The sequence below is a fragment of the uncultured Desulfovibrio sp. genome, assembly GCF_910584445.1.
Classification (GTDB): Bacteria; Desulfobacterota; Desulfovibrionia; order Desulfovibrionales; family Desulfovibrionaceae; genus Desulfovibrio.
Genome location: NZ_CAJUBO010000002.1, coordinates 41,218 through 60,137, shown reverse-complemented (window position 1 = coordinate 60,137; position 18,920 = coordinate 41,218). Strand labels below are relative to the sequence as shown.

The 18,920-nt window shown below is 66.4% G+C and carries 17 protein-coding genes; 10 read left to right on the top strand and 7 right to left on the bottom strand.

Features of this window, described 5'->3' with window-relative positions; all coding sequences use genetic code 11:
• Nucleotides 1-133: 133 nt before the first annotated feature.
• The 3 genes from QZ294_RS01290 to QZ294_RS01280 all read right to left on the bottom strand — a co-directional run bounded on the left by QZ294_RS01290 (nucleotide 134) and on the right by QZ294_RS01280 (nucleotide 5,201).
• Entirely contained in the window at nucleotides 134-1,246 is a 1,113-nt protein-coding gene (locus QZ294_RS01290) for a peptidylprolyl isomerase (RefSeq protein WP_297045572.1), read from the bottom strand.
• Nucleotides 1,240-4,740, bottom strand: a complete 3,501-nt coding sequence (gene mfd / locus QZ294_RS01285; protein ID WP_297045570.1) for a transcription-repair coupling factor — start codon at nucleotides 4,738-4,740, stop codon at nucleotides 1,240-1,242. Before mfd ends, QZ294_RS01290 begins: the two co-directional genes overlap by 7 nt.
• Nucleotides 4,741-4,877: 137 nt before the next feature.
• The gene (locus QZ294_RS01280) at nucleotides 4,878-5,201 is read right to left on the bottom strand and encodes an IscA/HesB family protein (RefSeq protein ID WP_297045567.1); all 324 of its coding nucleotides are present in this window, start codon (nucleotides 5,199-5,201) and stop codon (nucleotides 4,878-4,880) included.
• A gap of 197 nt (nucleotides 5,202-5,398) precedes the next feature.
• Between QZ294_RS01280 and QZ294_RS01275 the strand changes: the two genes are divergently transcribed.
• The 3 genes from QZ294_RS01275 to QZ294_RS01265 all read left to right on the top strand — a co-directional run bounded on the left by QZ294_RS01275 (nucleotide 5,399) and on the right by QZ294_RS01265 (nucleotide 7,479).
• Nucleotides 5,399-6,424 (top strand): GNAT family N-acetyltransferase, encoded by a 1,026-nt coding sequence (locus tag QZ294_RS01275; protein ID WP_297045564.1) that lies wholly within the window; start codon nucleotides 5,399-5,401, stop codon nucleotides 6,422-6,424.
• A 14-nt stretch (nucleotides 6,425-6,438) separates the two neighbouring features.
• Nucleotides 6,439-6,849, top strand: coding sequence for a secondary thiamine-phosphate synthase enzyme YjbQ (locus tag QZ294_RS01270; RefSeq protein WP_297045561.1), 411 nt, complete (start codon nucleotides 6,439-6,441; stop codon nucleotides 6,847-6,849).
• A 90-nt stretch (nucleotides 6,850-6,939) separates the two neighbouring features.
• The gene (locus QZ294_RS01265) at nucleotides 6,940-7,479 is read left to right on the top strand and encodes a methylated-DNA--[protein]-cysteine S-methyltransferase (protein WP_297045558.1); all 540 of its coding nucleotides are present in this window, start codon (nucleotides 6,940-6,942) and stop codon (nucleotides 7,477-7,479) included.
• A gap of 151 nt (nucleotides 7,480-7,630) precedes the next feature.
• On the opposite strand, the gene QZ294_RS01260 is transcribed toward QZ294_RS01265, so the two are convergent.
• Together QZ294_RS01260 and QZ294_RS01255 are read right to left on the bottom strand one after the other, a co-directional pair.
• Nucleotides 7,631-9,538: a 3-phosphoshikimate 1-carboxyvinyltransferase gene (locus tag QZ294_RS01260; RefSeq protein WP_297045556.1), complete on the bottom strand. Its 1,908-nt coding sequence runs from the start codon at nucleotides 9,536-9,538 to the stop codon at nucleotides 7,631-7,633.
• A gap of 193 nt (nucleotides 9,539-9,731) precedes the next feature.
• On the bottom strand, nucleotides 9,732-9,935 hold the full coding sequence (locus QZ294_RS01255) for a hypothetical protein (RefSeq protein WP_297045553.1): 204 nt from the start codon (nucleotides 9,933-9,935) through the stop codon (nucleotides 9,732-9,734).
• 337 nt (nucleotides 9,936-10,272) lie between these two features.
• Between QZ294_RS01255 and rpmB the strand changes: the two genes are divergently transcribed.
• Both rpmB and QZ294_RS01245 read left to right on the top strand, forming a co-directional pair.
• Entirely contained in the window at nucleotides 10,273-10,482 is a 210-nt protein-coding gene (rpmB, locus tag QZ294_RS01250) for a 50S ribosomal protein L28 (RefSeq protein ID WP_297045548.1), read from the top strand.
• 67 nt (nucleotides 10,483-10,549) lie between these two features.
• A complete protein-coding gene (locus QZ294_RS01245; protein ID WP_297045545.1) occupies nucleotides 10,550-11,518 on the top strand; it encodes a rhomboid family intramembrane serine protease in 969 nt (322 codons plus the stop codon).
• 32 nt (nucleotides 11,519-11,550) lie between these two features.
• On the opposite strand, the gene QZ294_RS01240 is transcribed toward QZ294_RS01245, so the two are convergent.
• Entirely contained in the window at nucleotides 11,551-12,888 is a 1,338-nt protein-coding gene (locus tag QZ294_RS01240; protein ID WP_297045543.1) for a UDP-glucose/GDP-mannose dehydrogenase family protein, read from the bottom strand.
• Between the two features lie 215 nt (nucleotides 12,889-13,103).
• Between QZ294_RS01240 and acpS the strand changes: the two genes are divergently transcribed.
• The 5 genes from acpS to QZ294_RS01215 all read left to right on the top strand — a co-directional run bounded on the left by acpS (nucleotide 13,104) and on the right by QZ294_RS01215 (nucleotide 17,083).
• Complete coding sequence (acpS, locus tag QZ294_RS01235) at nucleotides 13,104-13,478, top strand: holo-ACP synthase (RefSeq protein ID WP_297045540.1); 375 nt, start codon at nucleotides 13,104-13,106, stop codon at nucleotides 13,476-13,478.
• Nucleotides 13,478-15,175, top strand: a complete 1,698-nt coding sequence (locus QZ294_RS01230) for an NAD(P)H-hydrate dehydratase (protein WP_297045537.1) — start codon at nucleotides 13,478-13,480, stop codon at nucleotides 15,173-15,175. The genes acpS and QZ294_RS01230 overlap by 1 nt, the downstream gene beginning before the upstream one ends.
• Nucleotides 15,163-15,651 carry a tRNA (adenosine(37)-N6)-threonylcarbamoyltransferase complex ATPase subunit type 1 TsaE gene (tsaE, locus tag QZ294_RS01225; protein ID WP_297045534.1) on the top strand — a complete coding sequence of 163 codons (489 nt, stop codon included), beginning with the start codon at nucleotides 15,163-15,165 and terminating at the stop codon, nucleotides 15,649-15,651. Before QZ294_RS01230 ends, tsaE begins: the two co-directional genes overlap by 13 nt.
• Nucleotides 15,652-15,721: 70 nt before the next feature.
• The gene (locus tag QZ294_RS01220) at nucleotides 15,722-16,945 is read left to right on the top strand and encodes an aspartate kinase (protein WP_297045529.1); all 1,224 of its coding nucleotides are present in this window, start codon (nucleotides 15,722-15,724) and stop codon (nucleotides 16,943-16,945) included.
• 9 nt (nucleotides 16,946-16,954) lie between these two features.
• Nucleotides 16,955-17,083: a hypothetical protein gene (locus QZ294_RS01215; RefSeq protein ID WP_297045527.1), complete on the top strand. Its 129-nt coding sequence runs from the start codon at nucleotides 16,955-16,957 to the stop codon at nucleotides 17,081-17,083.
• Nucleotides 17,084-17,141: 58 nt separating this feature from the next.
• Here the strand turns inward: QZ294_RS01215 and QZ294_RS01210 are convergent, their stop codons facing one another.
• Complete coding sequence (locus QZ294_RS01210) at nucleotides 17,142-18,890, bottom strand: long-chain fatty acid--CoA ligase (protein ID WP_297045523.1); 1,749 nt, start codon at nucleotides 18,888-18,890, stop codon at nucleotides 17,142-17,144.
• Nucleotides 18,891-18,920: the final 30 nt, after the last annotated feature.

Sequence of the window (18,920 nt, the reverse complement as noted above, 5' to 3'; positions counted from 1 at the left end):
GGAATGTCGGTCTTCTTGCCTACTGCAAAAGGCGCCCGCTGGCAATGACCACAAAAATACCCGCCGAAGCGTCCTGACCGGCGGAACGCTCCGCCTGCCCCGCACAACGGGCGCGCCGCTTCCCCTGCCGCGGTCACCGGCCGGATGCGGCAGCGCCCCCGGCGGCGTCCGGCGCCACAGACGGGGCGCCCCCGGCCTGCTGCTCCCCGGAGCGTTCAAGCTCCTCGCTTTCGTCGGGTTCCATCGCCGCATATCCGGGAGGACCCGGGTTCAACAGCGGTTCCCTAAGTTCCGGAGCGACCAGGATCGTCGAGCGGGCAAGACTGTCCTCGAGCCATTTGCCGAATGCGGCGGATTTCTTTTCCTCAAGAAGGAGAGCCTCGATGAGCGGATACGCCTCAGCCAGATCGAGGGCATGCCCCCGGTGACGCCCCGCCAGGGCCACGACGCGCCATTCGCCCTCCTGCTGGCGCGGCTGTCCGCAACTGCCCGGCGTGAGCGTTTCCAGCTCCTTGCGCCAGGCCGGGGGCACTTCGTCGGGACGCACCTCCATGCATTGCGCCAATGCGTCGGAGTCCGTGGTCGCCTCGGCGGCAAGGGAGGGGAACCCGGCTTGGGCCGCATCGCCGGGCCGGGGGCGGAACCGGGCCGCGAACGATCCGCAATACGCGGTCAGCGCTTCCCTGTCCGGGGCGGTGGCAAGGCAGACGTCCAGAGAGCCGGGCAGCAGAAACTCCGCCTTGTGCTCCTGATAGTAGGCGCGCGCTTCTTCCAGGGAAACCTGGATGGCCGGCAGGAGCACCCGTTTTCTGAACACGTCCATGGCGAGATAGTCGCGCATGAGGGCTTTCCAGTCCGCCTCGCGCAGGGAGGAATCCGTAAGGAATTTTTCCAGACCGCCCGGTCCGAAATCCGCCCGCACCTGCTCCACGGCATGCTCCAGCGCCGCATCCGTCACGGACAGGCCCCGGCGCGCCAGATCCTGGCGCACCAGGGTATGGACGATGAGCGTCCCCAGCGCGCCGCCGTAGCGGTTCTTCATATCCTCAAGCGAGGGACGCAGGGGGATGCCCAGAGATGTGGAACGGCTGTCCATGAGCGCCTGGACGGCGGCAAGGTGGATGGGTTCGCCGTTGACGCTTGCCATCACGCCTTCCGGAAGACGGCGTTCCAGGCAGCCGGAAAGCGCCAGACAGACGAAAAACAGACAAAGCGGCAGCCCGCGGCGGAAGAGGCGCATCAGCATGCCGTCCCTCCCGCGGGGCACGACGCGGCGCCCTGCGCTGCAGATGGCGCCGGGCCATCCTGTCGGGCGCGCAGCCCTTCCAGCAGGGCGCGCACGGCGCCAAGCGCCTCGCAGAACGGCATCTCCCCGGAAACCGGGAGCGAAAGCCCCGCCGGCGGATGCAGTTTTGCCCCCGCGCCGCCGGCCGCAAGGGCCACGATGCGCTCGGGAAGCACTGCGGTCTGCCCTTCGGCCCAGACAAGGCGCACACTGTTGCGATGGATGTCGGCCTTCTGCACCTGAAGCTCCGTCAGAAATTCCTTGAAATCCAGCACGGCGAGGAAGTTGCGGAACTCCTCGGGGAACGCGCCGAACCGGTCACGGATGCCGAGGGCCACTTCCTCGCGCGCGGCCCCACCCGCCGCTGAGGTCAGGGCCTTGTAGCAGCGCAGGCGTTCGCGCCCGTCATCAATATATGTCGCCGGGATATGGGCGGGCAAGCCCAGAGTGAGTTCGGTCTCGGCGTTCAGGGCGGCCGGGGTGCCCTTGAGACGCGCCACGGCCTCTTCCAGCATCTCCAGATACAGATCGAGTCCGACCCGGCTCATGTGGCCGGACTGCACTTCGCCGAGGATATTGCCCGCGCCGCGCAGGCGCAGATCCTCCATGGCTACCTGAAAACCGGCGCCGAGATACTCCATGTCAAGGATGACGCGCAGGCGTTCCTCCGCCGTTTCCGTGAGCCGCGAGGCATCGGGCACCACAAAGAAGGCATAGGCCTGCCTGTCGCTGCGCCCCACCCTGCCCCGCAACTGGTAGAGCTGCCCCAGGCCGAACATCTGCGCCTGATCCACCACCAGCGTATTGGCGCGGGGAAAATCCAGGCCGGACTCCACAATGGAGGTGCAGACAAGAACATCCAGCTCCCCATGCCAGAACTTGCGCATGGTGGTCTCAAGCTCGGTCTCGGCCATCTGCCCGTGGGCCATGCCCACCCGCGCCTGGGGCGCAAGCCCGCGCACATATTCGGCGACCCGTTCCAGCCCCTGGACGCGGTTATAGACCCAGAAGACCTGGCCCTCGCGCTCCAGCTCCCGCGCGAGCACCTTGCGCAGGGTGGCGTCGTCGCGTCCCAGGACCGCCGAGGCCACAGGCTTTCTGTCCTGCGGGGCGGTCTCGATGATGGAGAGTTCGCGGATGCCGGACATGGAGAGTTGCAGCGTGCGCGGGATGGGCGTTGCCGTGAGCGTGAGCACGTCCACATTCTTTTTCAGGGCTTTGAGCTTTTCCTTGTGGCGCACGCCGAAGCGCTGTTCCTCGTCAAGGATGAGCAGCGCCAGATTGGGAAGCTTGACATCATTGGACAAAAGCCGGTGCGTGCCGATGAGGATATCCACCTGGCCGGCCTCGGCGGCCTTGAGTGTCTCCTTCTGCCTAGGGCGGGGCACAAAGCGGCTCAGCAGACCCACATTGACGGGAAAACCCGCCAGCCTCGCGCGAAAGGTCTGGTAGTGCTGTTCGGCCAGCACCGTGGTGGGACACAGGAGCGCCACCTGCCGGCCTTCAGAGGCCGCCCGGAAGGCCGCGCGCAGGGCGACCTCGGTCTTGCCGAAGCCCACATCGCCACAGACCAGGCGATCCATGGGCCGCGAGCCGTCCATGTCGTCCAGCACGTCCTGGATGGCGCGCGCCTGATCCGGCGTCTCCTCATAGCCGAACGTGGCCTCGAACTCGCGGAAAAGCTCGCCCGGCGGATCATAGCGGAAGCCCTTGGCGACCTTGCGGTAGGCATACATCTCCACCAGGTCCGCCGCGATCTTCTCGATGGCCTTGCGGGCCTTTTCCTTGCCTGCCGCCCAGGCAGGGCCGCCCAGCTTGTCCAGCGGCGGCTCCGCGCCTTCGGCGCCCTTGAAGCGCTGGATCAGCCCCAGCCGGTCGGCGGGCACATAGAGCTTGTCGCGTCCCGCGTATTCCAGGAGGAGAAAATCATTGGCGGCCGCGGTGAGGTCCAGATGATGCAGCCCGGCAAAACGCCCGATGCCGTACTCCCGGTGGACGAGCAGGTCCCCTTCCTTCAGGCTCTCGAAACTGTCCAGCCCCTTGAAGGCGCGCGTGGCGGAACGCGACGTTTTTTCCGCGCGGGGATAGAGGATATCCTCGCCAAGGACGAGGCTGTTGTCCCAGACAAGTTCCGCGCCGCCCCGAAACGGCGAAACCAGCGCGAAAAGGCCGCCCTGCCCCGGCGCATAGCGCAGGGCCGGGGTGATGCCGTCCTGCTCGGCCAGTTTGAGGAACTTGCCGCGCCCGCGTTCCGAGGAAAAACTGAGGATGACCTGGCGCCGTTCGCGCTGCCATGTCTTGAGTCCGGCGGCCAGATGCTGCCAGGGGCGGTCCTGCGCGCCGGGAGAGGGAAAAAGTTCCGTGAACTGGTGTAACGGCCGCTCCTGAAGCGAAACGCCGCGCGACTCCACGCCGATGACCAGCGGTTCGTCGAACACGCACTGAAAGCCGTTCCACGGGGCCGGCTGGGCAGCGCGCCGCAGCACCAGGCGCGCGGGCTGCGGCAGCGGCGCCTCCTCGCGCTCCAGTTCCTCCTTGAGGCTCTGACGGGTGGCGCGCAGGGCCTCGGCGCTGTCCGCCTCGCCGGGCAGTATCCAGAGGCTTTCGGGGGGCAGCCAGTTCTCGAACAGGCTGGAGTCCTCCCACAGAAGACCCGGGAGCAGGCCCGCGCCCCCGCTGTCCAGCGCCTTACGGAAGGTATAGGAATCATTCTCGCTGATGCGCCCTTCGCGGAACAGGGCCTCGCAACGGGCGCGGGCGGCCTCAAGGCCCGCGGGGTCCAGAGGCAGCGGGCTTGCCGGCAGGAGCGTCAGCTCCTCCACGGTACGCAGCGAACGCTGGCTTTCGGCATCGAAGAGCCGCATCTCCTCAATGGCGTCGCCAAAAAATTCCAGCCGCACGGGCCGGGAATAGCCGGGGGCGAAAATATCCAGGATGTCGCCACGGCGGGCCAGCTCACCCGGGCGCGTCACCATGTTCACGCGCTCAAAGCCCCACTCGATGGCCTGCTCCACGATAAGCTCGGGGGAAAAGTCCATCCCCAGAGCAAGATCGAGGCTGCGTCCGGCAAAAAACTCCGTTGGCATGCAGCGCGGAACAAGGCTGTCCATGGCGGCCACGACGCAACGCGGGCGCCCCTGGGCAAGCGCGTACAGCGCCGCAACGCGCCCGCTCCAGCCATCCCGGTCGCTCCAGTCCCGCAGACGCGGAAAAACCACGAGCGGCCGTTCCCACAGGGGGCTTGCCATATCCGCGTCACCCACCGAAAGCGCGGGGAGAAACAGGCGCGCCAGCGCCGATGCCGCGTGCAGCTCTTCGCGACCGCGCGCGACGAGCACCGCGGTACGTCCGTTCGCCAATGCGTGGCAGGCCAGACGACAGCGCGTCGCCATTCCGCTGCGCTCAAGAAATATCCTGCTCTCACCGCTGGCAAGGAGCGCGTCAAAGTCCTGCATGGGATCCTGTAACATCAGGCCGGGCGGCGCGGATACCGCCGGGAAAACACAACGGGGACGGCCACAAGGCCGTCCCCGAATCCTGTGGTTGTCATGCCCGGCATGCGTCCTTCAGCCGGGCAGGCGCCGGAAAGCCGCTAGTGCGAGCCGCAGCCGCCGCAGCAGCCGCCGCAGCCGCCTCCCGCGCTTTCCGGCAGGGGAACGGCAGGCTCGACCATGAAGCCCATGGGCGTAAGATCGATCTTGACGCCCTTGACCTGATCGAGCAGCTCCTTGTTGATGCAGAAGGTGAAGCCTCCGCACTCCTCGCTGGCATCGCCATCGCCGGCGGGGTCCAGCCCCAGGGCGAGCCGGGGTCCGGAGCAGCCCCCCGGAGCAAGATAGATGCGGATGGTTTCCTTGTCCTTATCCTTGAAATACGCCTCAAGCTCGCTGCGGGCGCTTTCGGTGAGTTCGAGCATCGTGTCCTCCATGCTGAGATCCGCGGGATGCGGTCATTGCACTTCTTAAGTCCTGCGGCGCCCTCTGTCAATGCGGCGAAACGTTCCGCCATCATCCCCCCTTGACCGAGCGGGCGATGCATGGAATTTCTCCCCCATGCGCCCCGGGGCACCGCCTGCGGGCGCATGCCCGTGCGTCGCCAGTTCAAGGAGTCCCCATGCCGTTTCTCGCGCCGATGCAGAAAAACGCCGCAGACGACCGGCAATTGCCGGAATCCTGCCTGCCGTTCTGGGAACACCTTGCCGCCACCACGGCGCAGGCGGACCCCTTCTGCTGTTCCCCGGCCTGGCAACTGACCTTCCGGGAGACCTTCACTGCGGACAAGCGGCTCTTCTTTCTGGCGGCGCCCGCGGGCATTGCGCTGTTCACCGAATTCAGGGCAGGTCCGGACCGGATATTCCTGGCGCCGCCGGAAAACGGCTGGCTGTTCGGCACCCCGGTGCTCGGGCCGGATGGCGAAGAGGTGCTCGCCGCGTGCCTGGCGGCGTTCGATGCGGCCTATGCGCCCGCCTTCCCCCATGTCATCCTCAGCGGCATCCGGCCCGGCGGCGCCTTTGCGGCCATGCTCCTGCGACGTTTCGGCGATGCGTTCGCCTTCTTCCGCCATGGCGTTTCCGTCCAGTGCGCCGCCTCTCTGGCCGGCGGGCTGGACGGCTATCTGTCACGGCGCTCCGCCAACCATCGCGCAAAACTCCGGAAGGCCGCCAGAAAGGCGGCCGGATGCGGCGTCACCTTCACGCGTTGCCTGCCCGGCTCCGCTGAGGAGGCCGATGCGCTCTATGCGCGCATGCTTGCGGTGGAGGCCAGAAGCTGGAAGGGCATCGGCCATTGCGGCATGGCGGAATCCCCGGCCCGGGAATTTTATGCGGCCCTTGTGCGACGGCTGGCCCGCGCGGGCACGTTGCGCATCATCATGGCCCGCCAGCATGACGAGGACATCGGCTTCATTTTCGGGGGGCTTTGCGGCATGATTTACAGAGGCCAGCAGTTCAGCTATGCCGCCACCGCGCGGCGGCTCTCGCTGGGCAATCTGCTCCAGCTGGAGACGCTGAAGTGGCTCTGTGAAGAGGGCATCCAGCGCTACGACATGGGACCGGTCACCGGCCCGCGCATGGAATACAAACAGCACTGGACCGAGGAAAACCACGAGATCCAGACCTGGATCATGGTCAAAAGACCTTGAAGGAAGGAATGAGCATGCAGCGACTGGAACTTCACACCACCCGCCGCGAAGAGATGCTCGACATCACGACCGCCGTACGCGAACTTGCCCGGCGGCATTTCCGGGCGGACGGCGCTCTCCATCTGTTCTGCACGCACACCACCTGCGGCCTGACCATCAACGAGGGCGCGGACCCGGACGTCAGGCGCGACTTCATCCGGTTCTTCACCGAGATCGCGCCGCGTACCCACGGCTGGAGCCATGCCGAAGGCAATACGGACGCCCACATCCGCAGCAGCCTGCTCGGGGCGTCCCTCCTGGTGCCCCTGGAACAGGGAGAACTGTGCCTCGGCACATGGCAAAGCATCTATCTCTATGAAGGCGACGGTCCCAGGACGCGGACCGTTCTTGTGCACCTGCTGCGGGATGGAGAATGTCGCGCCTGACGGGAGCTGGAGTATCCATCAGCCGCATCGTGCCATGGAAGGACGCAAAACAGGACCGGTCCCGAAATCCCCGGAACGCGGGAGGCAGCCATGCTCTTTTCCTGTCGCTATCCGTCCCCTGTGGGCGCCCTGACCCTGGCCTGCGATGCGCGGCATCTTGCGGGCCTTTGGCTGGAAGGACAGAAGTACTACGCGGATATGGTGGACGGCGAACTTGAGGAGCAGCCGGACGCGCCCGTCCTGAAGCTGACGCGGTCATGGCTGGACGCCTATTTTGCCGGAAAGCGGCCCTGTATCTCCGCACTTCCCCTTGCGCCCTCGGGCAGCGCGTTCCGGCAGGCGGTATGGAAGCTTCTGTGCGCCATCCCCTACGGCCAGTGCCGCACCTATGGCGAAATCGCCCGCCAGGTGGCGGCGGCGATGCACAGGCCGCGCATGTCCAGCCAGGCGGTGGGCGGCGCCGTGGGCCACAATCCCATTGCCATCATCATCCCCTGCCACCGGGTCGTCGGTGCGGGCGGAAATCTCACCGGCTATGCCGGTGGCATCGCCAAAAAGCTCCTCCTGCTGGAACACGAGGGAGTGGACACGAGCCGCTTCTTTGCGCCGCGCAGGGGAACGGCCCTGTAGCGCGTTTTCGCAAGGGAATCGCGTACACGCTCTGGCGGATGCGGGAGCGGACGTCCGCGCCGTACTACGGCGGAAAACCAGGCTTTTCCGCCGCTTGTTCCGCCCTGCGGGGAAACGACGGCAGCGAAAACTGACTCAGCCCCGCCAGCCGTCATTCTTCCGCCTCGTGTTCGGGGGGCAGCACGGCCACCATTGCTGTGCGGATGCGCCTGTGCTCCCGCGCGGACGGCGCTTCTTCCGCGCCGTCCCGCCGCCTGGGGACAGGCCGGGGCAACGCGTTGTACAGCGCCCAGAATCCGGGATACAGGGCCGTGAGAACGCCGGGATTGCCCAAACGCAGTCCATGGCAACGCCCCGGCCGGGCACATGCGGCCAGCGCCAGCGCCAGCGCCCAGGCGGGCGAAGGCGCGTTCCATGCAGGACCGACGAAGGGCTTTCCCCCGTCTTGCAGTTCCGGACCCGGACGCAGCGCATCCCCCGCCAAAACAAGCCCCGCGGCGGAGAAGAAATCCGCGGCAAGTTCAGGCGGACAGCGCAGGGCTTCCAATACGGTCGCGGGCGCATCCGCTTCGGCGCCGCCCAGGGCCGCGCATGCGGCCAGGGCGAGCGGCAACGGCGCAAGCCGGCCGGAAAGGCGCGCAAGCGTGGCCGGCGGCACTGTCGAGAGCCGGGCGGCGCGCCGCGGCGCTTCCAGTTTCACGCCAACGGTCCCCCCCCGGGCAGGGGAAGCTTCCACAGGAACCCCCAGGGCGCGCAGCAGCTCCCAGGCGGCATCCGCGTCAGGACCCGAGGGCCACGCGCCTTCAAGGCGCACGTCGCCCCCCAGCGGCATGGGCAGCGAGAGAAGGAACGCCGCCAGCCCGGCATCCATGGGAAGGGCCGGTTCAAGGGGCAGCACGGGCACACCGGGCCGCACGCTGACGGCGCCGTCCCGCTCGGCCACGGAGACGGCCGCAGCCTGGAGCAGCGGCAGGGCGAAGGCAATCACCCGCTCCCGTTGCGGATGCCCGGCAAGACCGAGCGTAAACTCGCGTTCCCAAAATGGCGCCGCCAGAAGAAGCGCGGCACCAAGCTCGCCAGGAACATCCGGCGGCAGGTCCACCCTGCCCGGCACGATGCCGGAACACTCAAGCCGCGCGGGGAGTCCGGAACTGCGGGGAATGACATTGATGAACCGCGCGCCCAGTTGCGGCAAAAAGCGGCGCGTGGATGAAAGATCCGCCAGCTTCAACTCGGTCTCGCCGAGAAACTTTGCCCGGGACGGCCTGCCCACATAGAACGCGAGCAGGAGAAAAAGATTCCAGATGCTGTCCCCAAGGTAGAGGACCTTGTCGGGGCAGCCCAGCGGCTCCGCAGCACGGGCAATGACGGCATCCTGCTCGCGCGTGACCGCCGCGCCCATCTGGTTGAGCGCCTTGAGCAGATCCACCAGCGGATCGTTCATCAGACACGGCGCGAGGCGCAGGGGCTGGCCGGACGCGGCCGCCAGGAAAAGCCATGCGCGCGCCTCCCGACAGGCAAGCGGCGAACGCAGGGAAAGTTCCAGCGGCTTGCGCGGGGGCGCAAGATTGAACGCTTCGCGGCGTTCCACAGCCGGGGCGGCATCCGCCCCCCGGGCATCGGCCTCCTGATCTTCGGCAGCGGGACGCGGCAAAAAGGCCGCATCCTGCATGAGGGCAAAAAAACGGCCGGAAAGATCCGCATCGCGGCTGACGCGGGAAACGGCCTTCTGCCACGCCTCACGCAGGAATTTTTCTTCCGCGGCGTCCAGCCGGGGTTTGCCGCCGCGCATGCGTTCGAGCAGATTGTGACGGCGCAGCAACAGCCGCAGGATGTCACGGTCGATTTCCGCAACGACTTCTTTCAGCGATGTTCCCCCGGGGGTCCCTTCCCGCTTGCCGGAACGCCGCTCGCGGCCCTGAGCGGAAGTTCCGCGCCGCTCCCCCGGCGCGCCGGCGTTTCCGGGCGCCCGCTTTCCGGCGGGTGCCGTCTCGCGCGTCCTGTCAGCCGTTGCGCCCGCTCCGCGGGGCCGGCCCCGCTCCCTCGAAAACTCGCTCATATTGTCCCCACACTGGCGAAATATCCTGAAAATGGGAGGAAAAACTAGCCGGAAATGCCGTGGCTTGCAAGTCACCGCGCCATGCCGCCGCGCGCGCGCACGCAAAAGCCCGGCCTTCATGAGAAAGCCGGGCTTTGTTCTGCGTTGCCCCAACGAAGGGCGCAACCGGGGAGGGATGGACCCTCCCGCAAAGCTATTCCCTGTTCTCGTTTTCCTCCGCCCGCTCCAGCAGAAGGGCCATGAAGGCCACCGCGGCAAAGGCGCAGTACATCAGGGCCACCACCAGGTCGAGAGACGAGGAACGGCTGGTGGCGAAAATCATGGCAACAACGGGCAGGAGAACGATGGCAGCGGAAGCAAGACGGATGCCGCACTCGTTTCTTGCAAAACTCAACATTTCAGCATGACTCCGGTTTATGGCGGCATGGCCGCCGATTATCGCCCGGGAGGATTCCCGGTGATGCCCCGGCGCCCCATGCGCCGTGGAGGTGGGGTATTTAAGGCAGCCGGCCGGCATTGTCAACCCTTTGGCGGAGAACCCCGTTCCGAACGTTGCCGGCACGGCATGGCGCATGCGCGACGCGCCTTCTGGAAAAAAACTTGTATTTTCTTCAGGGACAGAGTATGTTCGCCGTTCGCATGGGCAACGCCTGCCGGCATGCCATTTCACCGGCATGACCAGGGGCGCTCCAACGACGGATGGAACAGTTTTCAGCGCATATACGGAGGAAAGCATGAGCAAGGAATGTGATTTCTGCGGCAAAAAGCCCCAGGTGGGCAACCTGGTGAGCCATTCCAACATCAAGACCAAGCGCCGTTTCAATCCCAATCTGCAGCGCGTGCGGCATCAGTTCCCTGACGGCAGCGTGCGGACGCTCACCGTGTGCACCCGCTGCCTCCGCTCCGGGTTCGTCACCAAGCCCGCAGCCCGCAAGCAGGACTAGGCGCTCCCTCCGCCATTTCTCTGAAGCCCCGTCAGCATCCTGCCGGGGCTTTTTTCCTCTTTTCTCCATGCCGCAACCGCTCCCCCACGCACCGGCCATCAACGTCCATGCCCGTTTGCGCTGGCGTGTCAGACCGGCTTCGGTCCCCGCCTTCTGGCGCAATATCAGCGGCGCTTCCGGCTTTGTCAGCTATCGCCAGCGGCGGGACTGGCGCCTTGTTCTCAGCGCCTGCGACATCCCGCACAGGCTTTCACAGTTCAACAGCCGGGAATGTCTCTATGTGCCGCCCCTGCTCGAACGCGTGGCCTTGCGGGAGCTGACGGCCTTTGACGAGGAGCGGCACCGCCCCGCGCCGCCTCCGCCGGTGATCCACGCCCACTGGAAGCTGGCGGGGTGTTTCCTTCTGCCGCTCCTCGTCTGGCATGGCATGCGTATGGGCTGGTGGCCCGTGCCGGACTGGCTGCCGGCTCCCCGGCTATGGCTGCCCGCGGGCGCTCTGGATACCCTCCAGGTGCGTCTGCATGGGCAATGGTACCGCGTGATCACGGCACTGACCCTGCATGCGGATGCCGCGCATCTTTTCGGAAATCTTGCGTTCGGCGCGCTTTTTCTGGCGCTGCTCGCGCGAAGCGCCGGCATCGGGCGCGCCCTGTGGCTGACACTGGCCGGAGGCATCCTCGGCAATTGCCTGGCGGTGGCGCTTCGTCGGCAGCCGGTGGAAAGCATCGGCTTCTCCACCGCGCTCTTCGCGTGTATCGGCGCGCTGTCGGGCCTGATGGCGCTCCGGCATGCGGGACGGCGCGAAATGCTCCTGCCCGTGGCCGCCGGGGCGGCGCTGCTCGCCATGCTGGGCACTGAGGGCGAACGCACCGACTATCTGGCGCATGTGGCCGGTCTGTGTTGCGGACTCACATTGGGAATGGCGGAAGGACTTCGCCTGCGGCACAGGTGGCGAGCGCTGCCGCAGTGGGGCGCGGCGGCGCTCGCCATGCTGGTTCCTGTCCTGGCATGGTGGCGGGCGTTCGCCCGACTCTGAACTTCGGCGGGAACGCCCGGGCCGCCGCCCGATCAGGCCTCGGGCACGCGGCCGATGCAGAAGTAGGCAAAGCCCCGTTCCGCCATGGCAGACGGCGAATACAGGTTGCGGCCGTCAAAAAGGATGGGCGCGCTCAACAGGGACTTGATGCGGGCAAAATCCGGATTGCGGAACTGGTTCCACTCCGTCACCACCAGCAGCGCCTGGGCGCCCTCGCACACCGCATACTGCTCATCCAGGATCTCCACCAGCGGATTATCCGCAAAGATGCGGCGCGCATTGTCACCGGCGACCGGATCGAAGGCGCGTATCTTCATGCCCGCCTCTGTGAGGGAAGTGATGATGCTGATGGCCGCGGCCTCGCGCATGTCATCGGTATTGGCCTTGAAGGCCAGGCCCCAGAGGGCCAGCGTCTTGCCGCGCACACCGCCCTGGGGAGCGAAATAGGCAGCGATGCGGCGGGCCATGTGCGCCTTCTGGCGGGCATTGACCGCTTCCACGGCATTGAGGAGCATTGGCTCGACACCGGAATTTTCCGCGGTCTGGATCAGCGCCTTGACATCCTTGGGAAAGCAGGAGCCGCCATACCCCACGCCCGGATAGATGAACTGGTAGCCGATGCGCGAATCGGAACCGATACCCACGCGCACATCGCGCACATCCGCGCCCACCTGCTCGCAAATGGTGGCGATCTCGTTGATGAAGGAGATCTTCGTCGCCAGCATGCAGTTGGCGGCGTACTTGGTCATCTCGGCGCTGCGGACTGCCATGACGATGATCTTGTCCCGGGTGCGGGCAAAGGGCGCATAAAGCTCGCGCATGAGCGAGGCCGCCCCGGGAGAATCCGTGCCGATGATCACGCGGTCGGGTTTCATGAAATCCGCGATGGCGTCGCCTTCCTTGAGAAATTCGGGGTTGGAGACCACCTCCGCGCTCAGGGAGAGGCCACGCGCGGCCAGCTCGCCGGAGATGATGCCGCGCACGGTGTCGGCGGTCCCCACGGGAACAGTGGACTTGTCGACCACCACGAGATCCTTTTGCATGTGCCGGCCGATCTCGTGCGCCACCTGATGCACATAGCTCAGGTCGCAGGAGCCGTCGGGGCGGGGCGGCGTGCCCACGCAGATGAAGGCGCAGTCGGCATCGGCAATGCCCTGTTCCAGGCTCGTGGTAAAGCGCAGGCGTCCGTCGGCGCGGCTGCGGCGCACCATCGGCTCCAGCCCGGGTTCATAGATGTGGACGGCGCCGGAATTGAGCTTTTCGACAACCGCGGCGTTCACATCCACACAGATGACGGTATTGCCCATTTCCGCGAAACAGGCTGCGCTGACAAGCCCCACATAGCCCGTACCGACAATGCACAACTTCATTCCTTTCCGCTCTCCCTGCGCTGCGCGCGCTTCATTGCGACTGGTTTCCCGCATGCGACGCCGTGCCTTCCCCCGCCTGACTTGACGCGGCGGCAGGGATGACGCCACAATGCATCGGCATAGCGCATATATATGCAATTTTCCGCCTGTGGGCAAGCCGGGGCAGAGCGTCGTTCCGGCGTGCCCGGGGCACGGCGGACCATGGGGGCACGGCGATGATCGTGGGACTTGGCATCGACATGACGGAGCTTGCGCGCATCAGGGCGGCCCATGCCCGGTTCGGTCGCCGGTTCCTCGAAAAATTTCTTGCGCCCGGCGAACTTGCCGCCCTGGCGCCGCACCCGCCGATCGCCTTTCTGGCGGGCCGCTTCGCGGCCAAGGAAGCGGCTTCCAAGGCGCTGGGGACAGGATTCCGCCAGGGGGTCGGACCGTGCCAGATAGAAGTCCTTCCGCTGCCGGCCGGCGGCACCGACCTGATCTTTCACGGGGGGGCCAGCGAACGGGCGCGGCTGCTCGGCACGCGCGCCGCCCATCTTTCCATCAGCCATGAACGTTCCCATGCCGTGGCCGTGGTGGTGCTGGAGGGTTGATGGACGCGCCCGAGGAATTTTGCCGTCTGCTCTCTCCCCTTCCCCTGCCGGACGAAATGCGGCAGTGGGACGAGGAGGCGGAACGTTTCGGCCTCTCCACGGCCATGCTCATGGAAAATGCCGGCCGCGTGGCCTGTGACGTCCTGCTGCGCCACTGTCCCGATGTGGAGGGCGCGGCGGTCTGGCTCCTCATGGGGTCCGGCAACAACGGCGGAGATGCCGCCTGCGTCGCCCGCCTCCTGGCGGACCGTGGCGCGCGTCCCCTCCTGTTCCACGCGCGTCCTCCGGACGCCGTGAGCGGGGCGAGCGCCCTGCACCTCTCCATGGCCCGCGCCAACGGCGTACGCCTGGCCCCGCTGGAGGAACTCCCCGTGGCGATGACCGCCTGCCTCGGCGGCATGACCGCGAAAGAACGCAATGCCACGGCAACGGCAGCGGCGGAAAGCGGCCCGCCGCGCATCATCGTGGACGGACTCCTCGGCACGGGCTTTTCCGGGAAGCTCCGTCCCGAGGCCCAGGCCGCCATCGAACGCGTCAATGCCCTTTCCCGGCGCATTGCCGGCTGTTTCGTCCTCGCCATCGACATTCCCTCTGGCCTGGATGCGGTCAGCGGACTCCCCTCGCCCGTGGCCGTGCGCGCGCACGCCACCGTGACGCTGGCAGCCGCCAAACCCGGGCTTGTGCTGCCATGCGCGCGCCCCTGGGCCGGCGCGCTCCATGTGGGCGATATCGGCATCCCCGCCGCCGTCCGAACACGGCGCCCGCCGCGCCACTATCTGCTGGACGGCCGCGCCCTGCGCGGTCTGCCCGGACCTGCCCCGGACGCCTACAAAAACAGTTTCGGCCATGTGCTCGTTCTGGGCGGCGCGCCCGGGCTTTCCGGCGCCGGGCATCTGGCGGCGGCGGCGGCCCTGCGCGCGGGCGCCGGGCTGGTGAGCGCGGCGGCGCCGGGAAGTTCCCTTCCGGCCATCAAAAACGACTGGCCGGAGATCATGACGCTCGCCCTTGGCGATGCCGGCGCCGTCCGCTGGCCCGCCTCCCTGCCGGACCCTCTGCGGGAACTGCTGTGCCGCTGCACGGCGCTCGCCGTGGGACCGGGCATGGGCCGCGGCGATGACGCCGCCGCATTCCTCGCCGCCCTGCTGGAGCTGCCGGGCCGTCCCCCCGCCGTCATCGACGCGGACGCGCTCATCCTGCTTTCCCGGAACAGGGCGCTGCTCTCGCGGCTGACATCCGCCGACATCCTCACGCCACATCCCGGCGAGGCGGCGGCCCTGCTTGCCGCCGATACCCGGCAGATCCAGGCGCAACGTCCCGCGGCCCTGGCCCGGTTGTGCGGGCTGAGTCCGGCGGCCGTTGTCCTCAAGGGCGCGGGGACCCTGGCGGGGCAGTCCGGACGGCCGGTCCTCATCTCGCCCTACGCCATTCCGGCACTCGCCATGGGCGGTTCCGGCGACGTTCTCGCGGGCTGTATCGCCGCCCTGCTCGCCCAGACCGGCGCAGGATGCAGGGATGCCCTCCGCGTGGCGGCCACGGGGGTTGCGCTGCATGCCCTGGCGGGGCGCATCTGTGCCCGGGACTTCCCCCTGCGAGGGGTCCGCGCCTCGGAACTGGCCGACGCCCTGCCGCATGCCCGCGCCACGCCCGGCGATCCGCCGGCAACAGGAGGGGAGCGCTGCATACCATGGCCGAACTGAGGCTTGCCACCCTTGAGGATACCCTGAAATTCGGGGAACTGCTCGCGCGTCTGCTGCCGTCGGGCGAGACGCGCGCGCTCCTCCTGCGCGGAGGCCTCGGCAGCGGCAAGACGACGCTCACCGCCGCGCTGGTGCGTTCCCTCCCGGGAGGAGAGGATGCCGAGGTCTCCAGTCCGTCCTTTACGCTGTGCAACATCTACCCCACCCGGCCCCAGCTCGTGCATTGCGATCTCTACCGCTGCCCCGGCCACGCGCCGGAGGAACTCGTCGATGCCCTGGAAGATTCGGAAAAACTCGTGGTGGTGGAATGGGCCGACTACCTCCCCGCAGACCTGCTGCCGGAGGATTTTCTGGACATCTCCATCAAGATGGAGGATGATGGACGGCTGCTGCTCCTGCGGGGTGCGGGTCCACACGCCGGGACCCTGCCCGCGACGCTGGTCTCGGCCATGGCGGATTCCGGGCACGGAGACTGAGCGCCTGGAGCGCGACCGCAGGCTCCCGCACGCGGCAAAAACGCCGCGCAATGGCTAACCGGGGTTGGGCATGAAGATACTCGTGCAAAAATTCGGCGGCACTTCAGTGGCAACGCTGGAGAGCATGAAGATGGTGCGCGGCAAGGTCGTGGACGGCCTGCAACGCGGCAACAAGGTCATCGCCGTGCTCTCTGCCCGCGCCGGAGACACCAACCGCCTTCTGGCCCTGGCTGACGAATGGTCGCCCGCGCCGGACAAGGCGGAATGTGATGCGCTCGTTTCCACCGGCGAGCAGGTTTCCATCAGTCTCTTCACCATGCTGCTCAAGGATGCGGGCATCAGCGCCCGCTCGCTGCTGGGCTGGCAGATCCCCGTCACCACGGATGATGATTTCGGCCGCGCCCGCATCCGCGCCATCGACAGCGGCAGGCTCCGTGAGCTGTTCCACCGTTATGACGTTCTCGTGGTGGCCGGTTTTCAGGGCAGTACCGCTGACGGACGCATCACCACCCTGGGCCGGGGCGGCTCCGACACCTCGGCCGTGGCCCTTGCGGCGGCGCTGGATTCCGCCGAATGCGAGATCTATACGGACGTGGACGGCGTTTACACCACCGACCCCAATATCTGTTCGACCGCGCGCAAGATGGACCGCGTGGCCTATGACGAAATGCTGGAAATGGCGAGCATGGGCGCCAAGGTGCTCCACATCCGTTCCGTGGAGTTCGCCAAGAAATACAAGGTCCCCGTGCATGTGCGCTCCACGTTCAGCGACGACCCCGGCACCCTCGTCACCCAGGAGGATCCCAGCATGGAAGCGGTTCTTGTTTCCGGCATCGCGTACGACAAAGACCAGGCCCGCGTGACCCTGCGCGATGTGCCGGATGTGCCCGGCATGGCCGCCGCCGTTTTCGGGCCGCTTTCCGAGCGGGGGGTCTTGGTGGACATGATCGTCCAGAATACGAGCCAGGACGGTCATACGGACATGACCTTCACCATCACCCGCAAGGACCTGCCCCAGACGCTGGAGATCATGAATGAGGTGGCGCAGAAGATCGGCGCCTCGGAAGTGCTGCACGACGTGAGCGTAGCCAAGGTATCGGCCATCGGCGTCGGCATGCGCAATCATTCGGGCGTGGCCGCGCGCGCCTTTGCCGCGCTGACCGAGGAAGGCATCAACATCCTCATGATCAGCACCTCGGAAATCAAGATCACCATCCTCATCCAGGAAAAGTATGTGGAGCTTGCCGTGCGTATCCTCCACGATACCTTCGGTCTGGATTGGGATATCGGCTAGGCGCCGCCCATGGATGTTCCCGCGCGGTCGCGCGCATCCCTCAAACGTCTGCTTGCGGCGTGGCTCGCCCTTGCCGCGCCGTTTGCGCTGGGCGCCTGCTCCCGCCTGCTTTCCATCGTGGACCCGTCCGCCTTCTGAGGTCCCCCAGGAGCCTTTTGAAAAACCGGCGCTTCGCCCCGACAGTATGCGGGTCCGTTCACGCCCTGTGGTCGTCCGAAGACGCCGTCTCGGCCTGCGGAGCATCGGCGGCGACAGCCCGGCCCCCCTTGCGCTTGGCCTCTTCCTCTTCGCGCAGCGCCCGGCGCAGCACCTTGCCGACAATGGTCTTGGGCAGCTCTTCCCGAAATTCCACAAGACGCGGCACCTTGTAGGAAGCAAGGCGGGCGCGGCACCATCCGACGACATCGGCCTTGCCCATGGTCTCGCCCGGCTGGGGCACCACATATGCCTTGAGCGTCTCGCCGCGTATGCCGTCGCTGATGCCCACCGTCACCGCATCGGCGACCTTGGGATGCGCCAGCAAAACCTCGTCCACCTCGCGGGGATAGACATTGTAGCCGCCGACAATGACCATATCCTTCTTGCGGTCCACGATGTAGAAATAGCCGTCCTCATCCATGGTAGCCAGGTCGCCGGTATAGAGCCAGCCATTGCGAAGCGCGTTGGCGGTTTCGTCGGGCCTGCGCCAGTAGCCCTTCATGACCTGCGGACCCCGGACCACCAGTTCGCCCAGCTTGCCGGGCGGCAGGGAAAGCGCGCCGCCCTCCATGTCCACAATGCGGGCATCCGTGCCGGGAATGGGCATGCCGATGGAATTGGCCCGCTGCCCCTCCTGGCCCAGAGGATTGCAATGGGTGATGGGGGAGGCTTCGGTGAGTCCGTACCCTTCCAGAATGGACGCCCCCGTGACCTCCTGAAAACGGAGAAAGACATCGCGCGGCAGCGGCGCGGAACCGGAAACGCAGATCCTGATGCAGTGCAGGTCGTAACGGGCAAGTTCCTTCTGCTGGAGCAGGGACATATAGACAGAGGGCGCGCCAGGAAAAACCGTAGGCTTGTATTTCGCAATAAGCTTGAGCACATCCTGCGGCACATACCGGGGGAGCGGCAGGATCGTGGACGCAAGATAGACCGGGATTATCATGCAGATTGTCAGGCCATAGACATGGAAGAACGGCATCAGGGAAATGAAGGTATGGTGCTCGCTGGCCGTGACGTTGATGATGTCCAGCACCTGGCGGCAATTGGTGCCGATATTGGCGTGGGTAAGCTCCACGCCCTTGGAAATGCCCGTGGTTCCCCCCGTGTACTGAAGAAGGACAAGATCGTCCTTCGGTGAGGCCACCGGCTCGGAATGCCGTTGCGCCCCCCTGCAAAAGGTCTTCCAGAAATGCACCGCGCTGTCATTCCGGGGCACGGCCGGCTGATTGCGCCGCTGCCTCAGGCGGTAGAACAGATTGAGCGGAAAGGAAAGCGCGTCGGCAATGCCCGTGACAATAAAATTGCGGATGGGCAGCCGCTCGCGCAGGGCGGCCACGCGCGGCCAGAGCAGATCCAGCAGCACCATGTGGCTCGCGCCCGCGTCGCTCAGGTTCTGGACAAGCTCCTTCTCCATATAGAGCGGGTTGGTCATCACAGCCACTGCCCCGGCCTTGAGCACGCCCCAGAAGGCAATGACCGTCTGCGGCAGGTTGGGCAGCATGACGGCGACGCGCTCCCCGGGCCTGACCCCGGCGCGGCGCAGGGCGCCGGCGAACACTTCGGCCTTTTCGCGCAACGCCTTGTAGGTGATGCGCGTATTCTGAAAAACCACGGCCAGCCGCTGCGGATACTTTTCCGCCGCATCATCGAGCATGGCATAAAGGGGCCTGTCCCAGGGCCTGACCTCGCGGGGCACAAAATCCTCATAATGCTCAAGCCAGGGGCGCATAACGTCTGTATTCATGCTTCCATCCTTCGCGGGCCGCATCCGGCC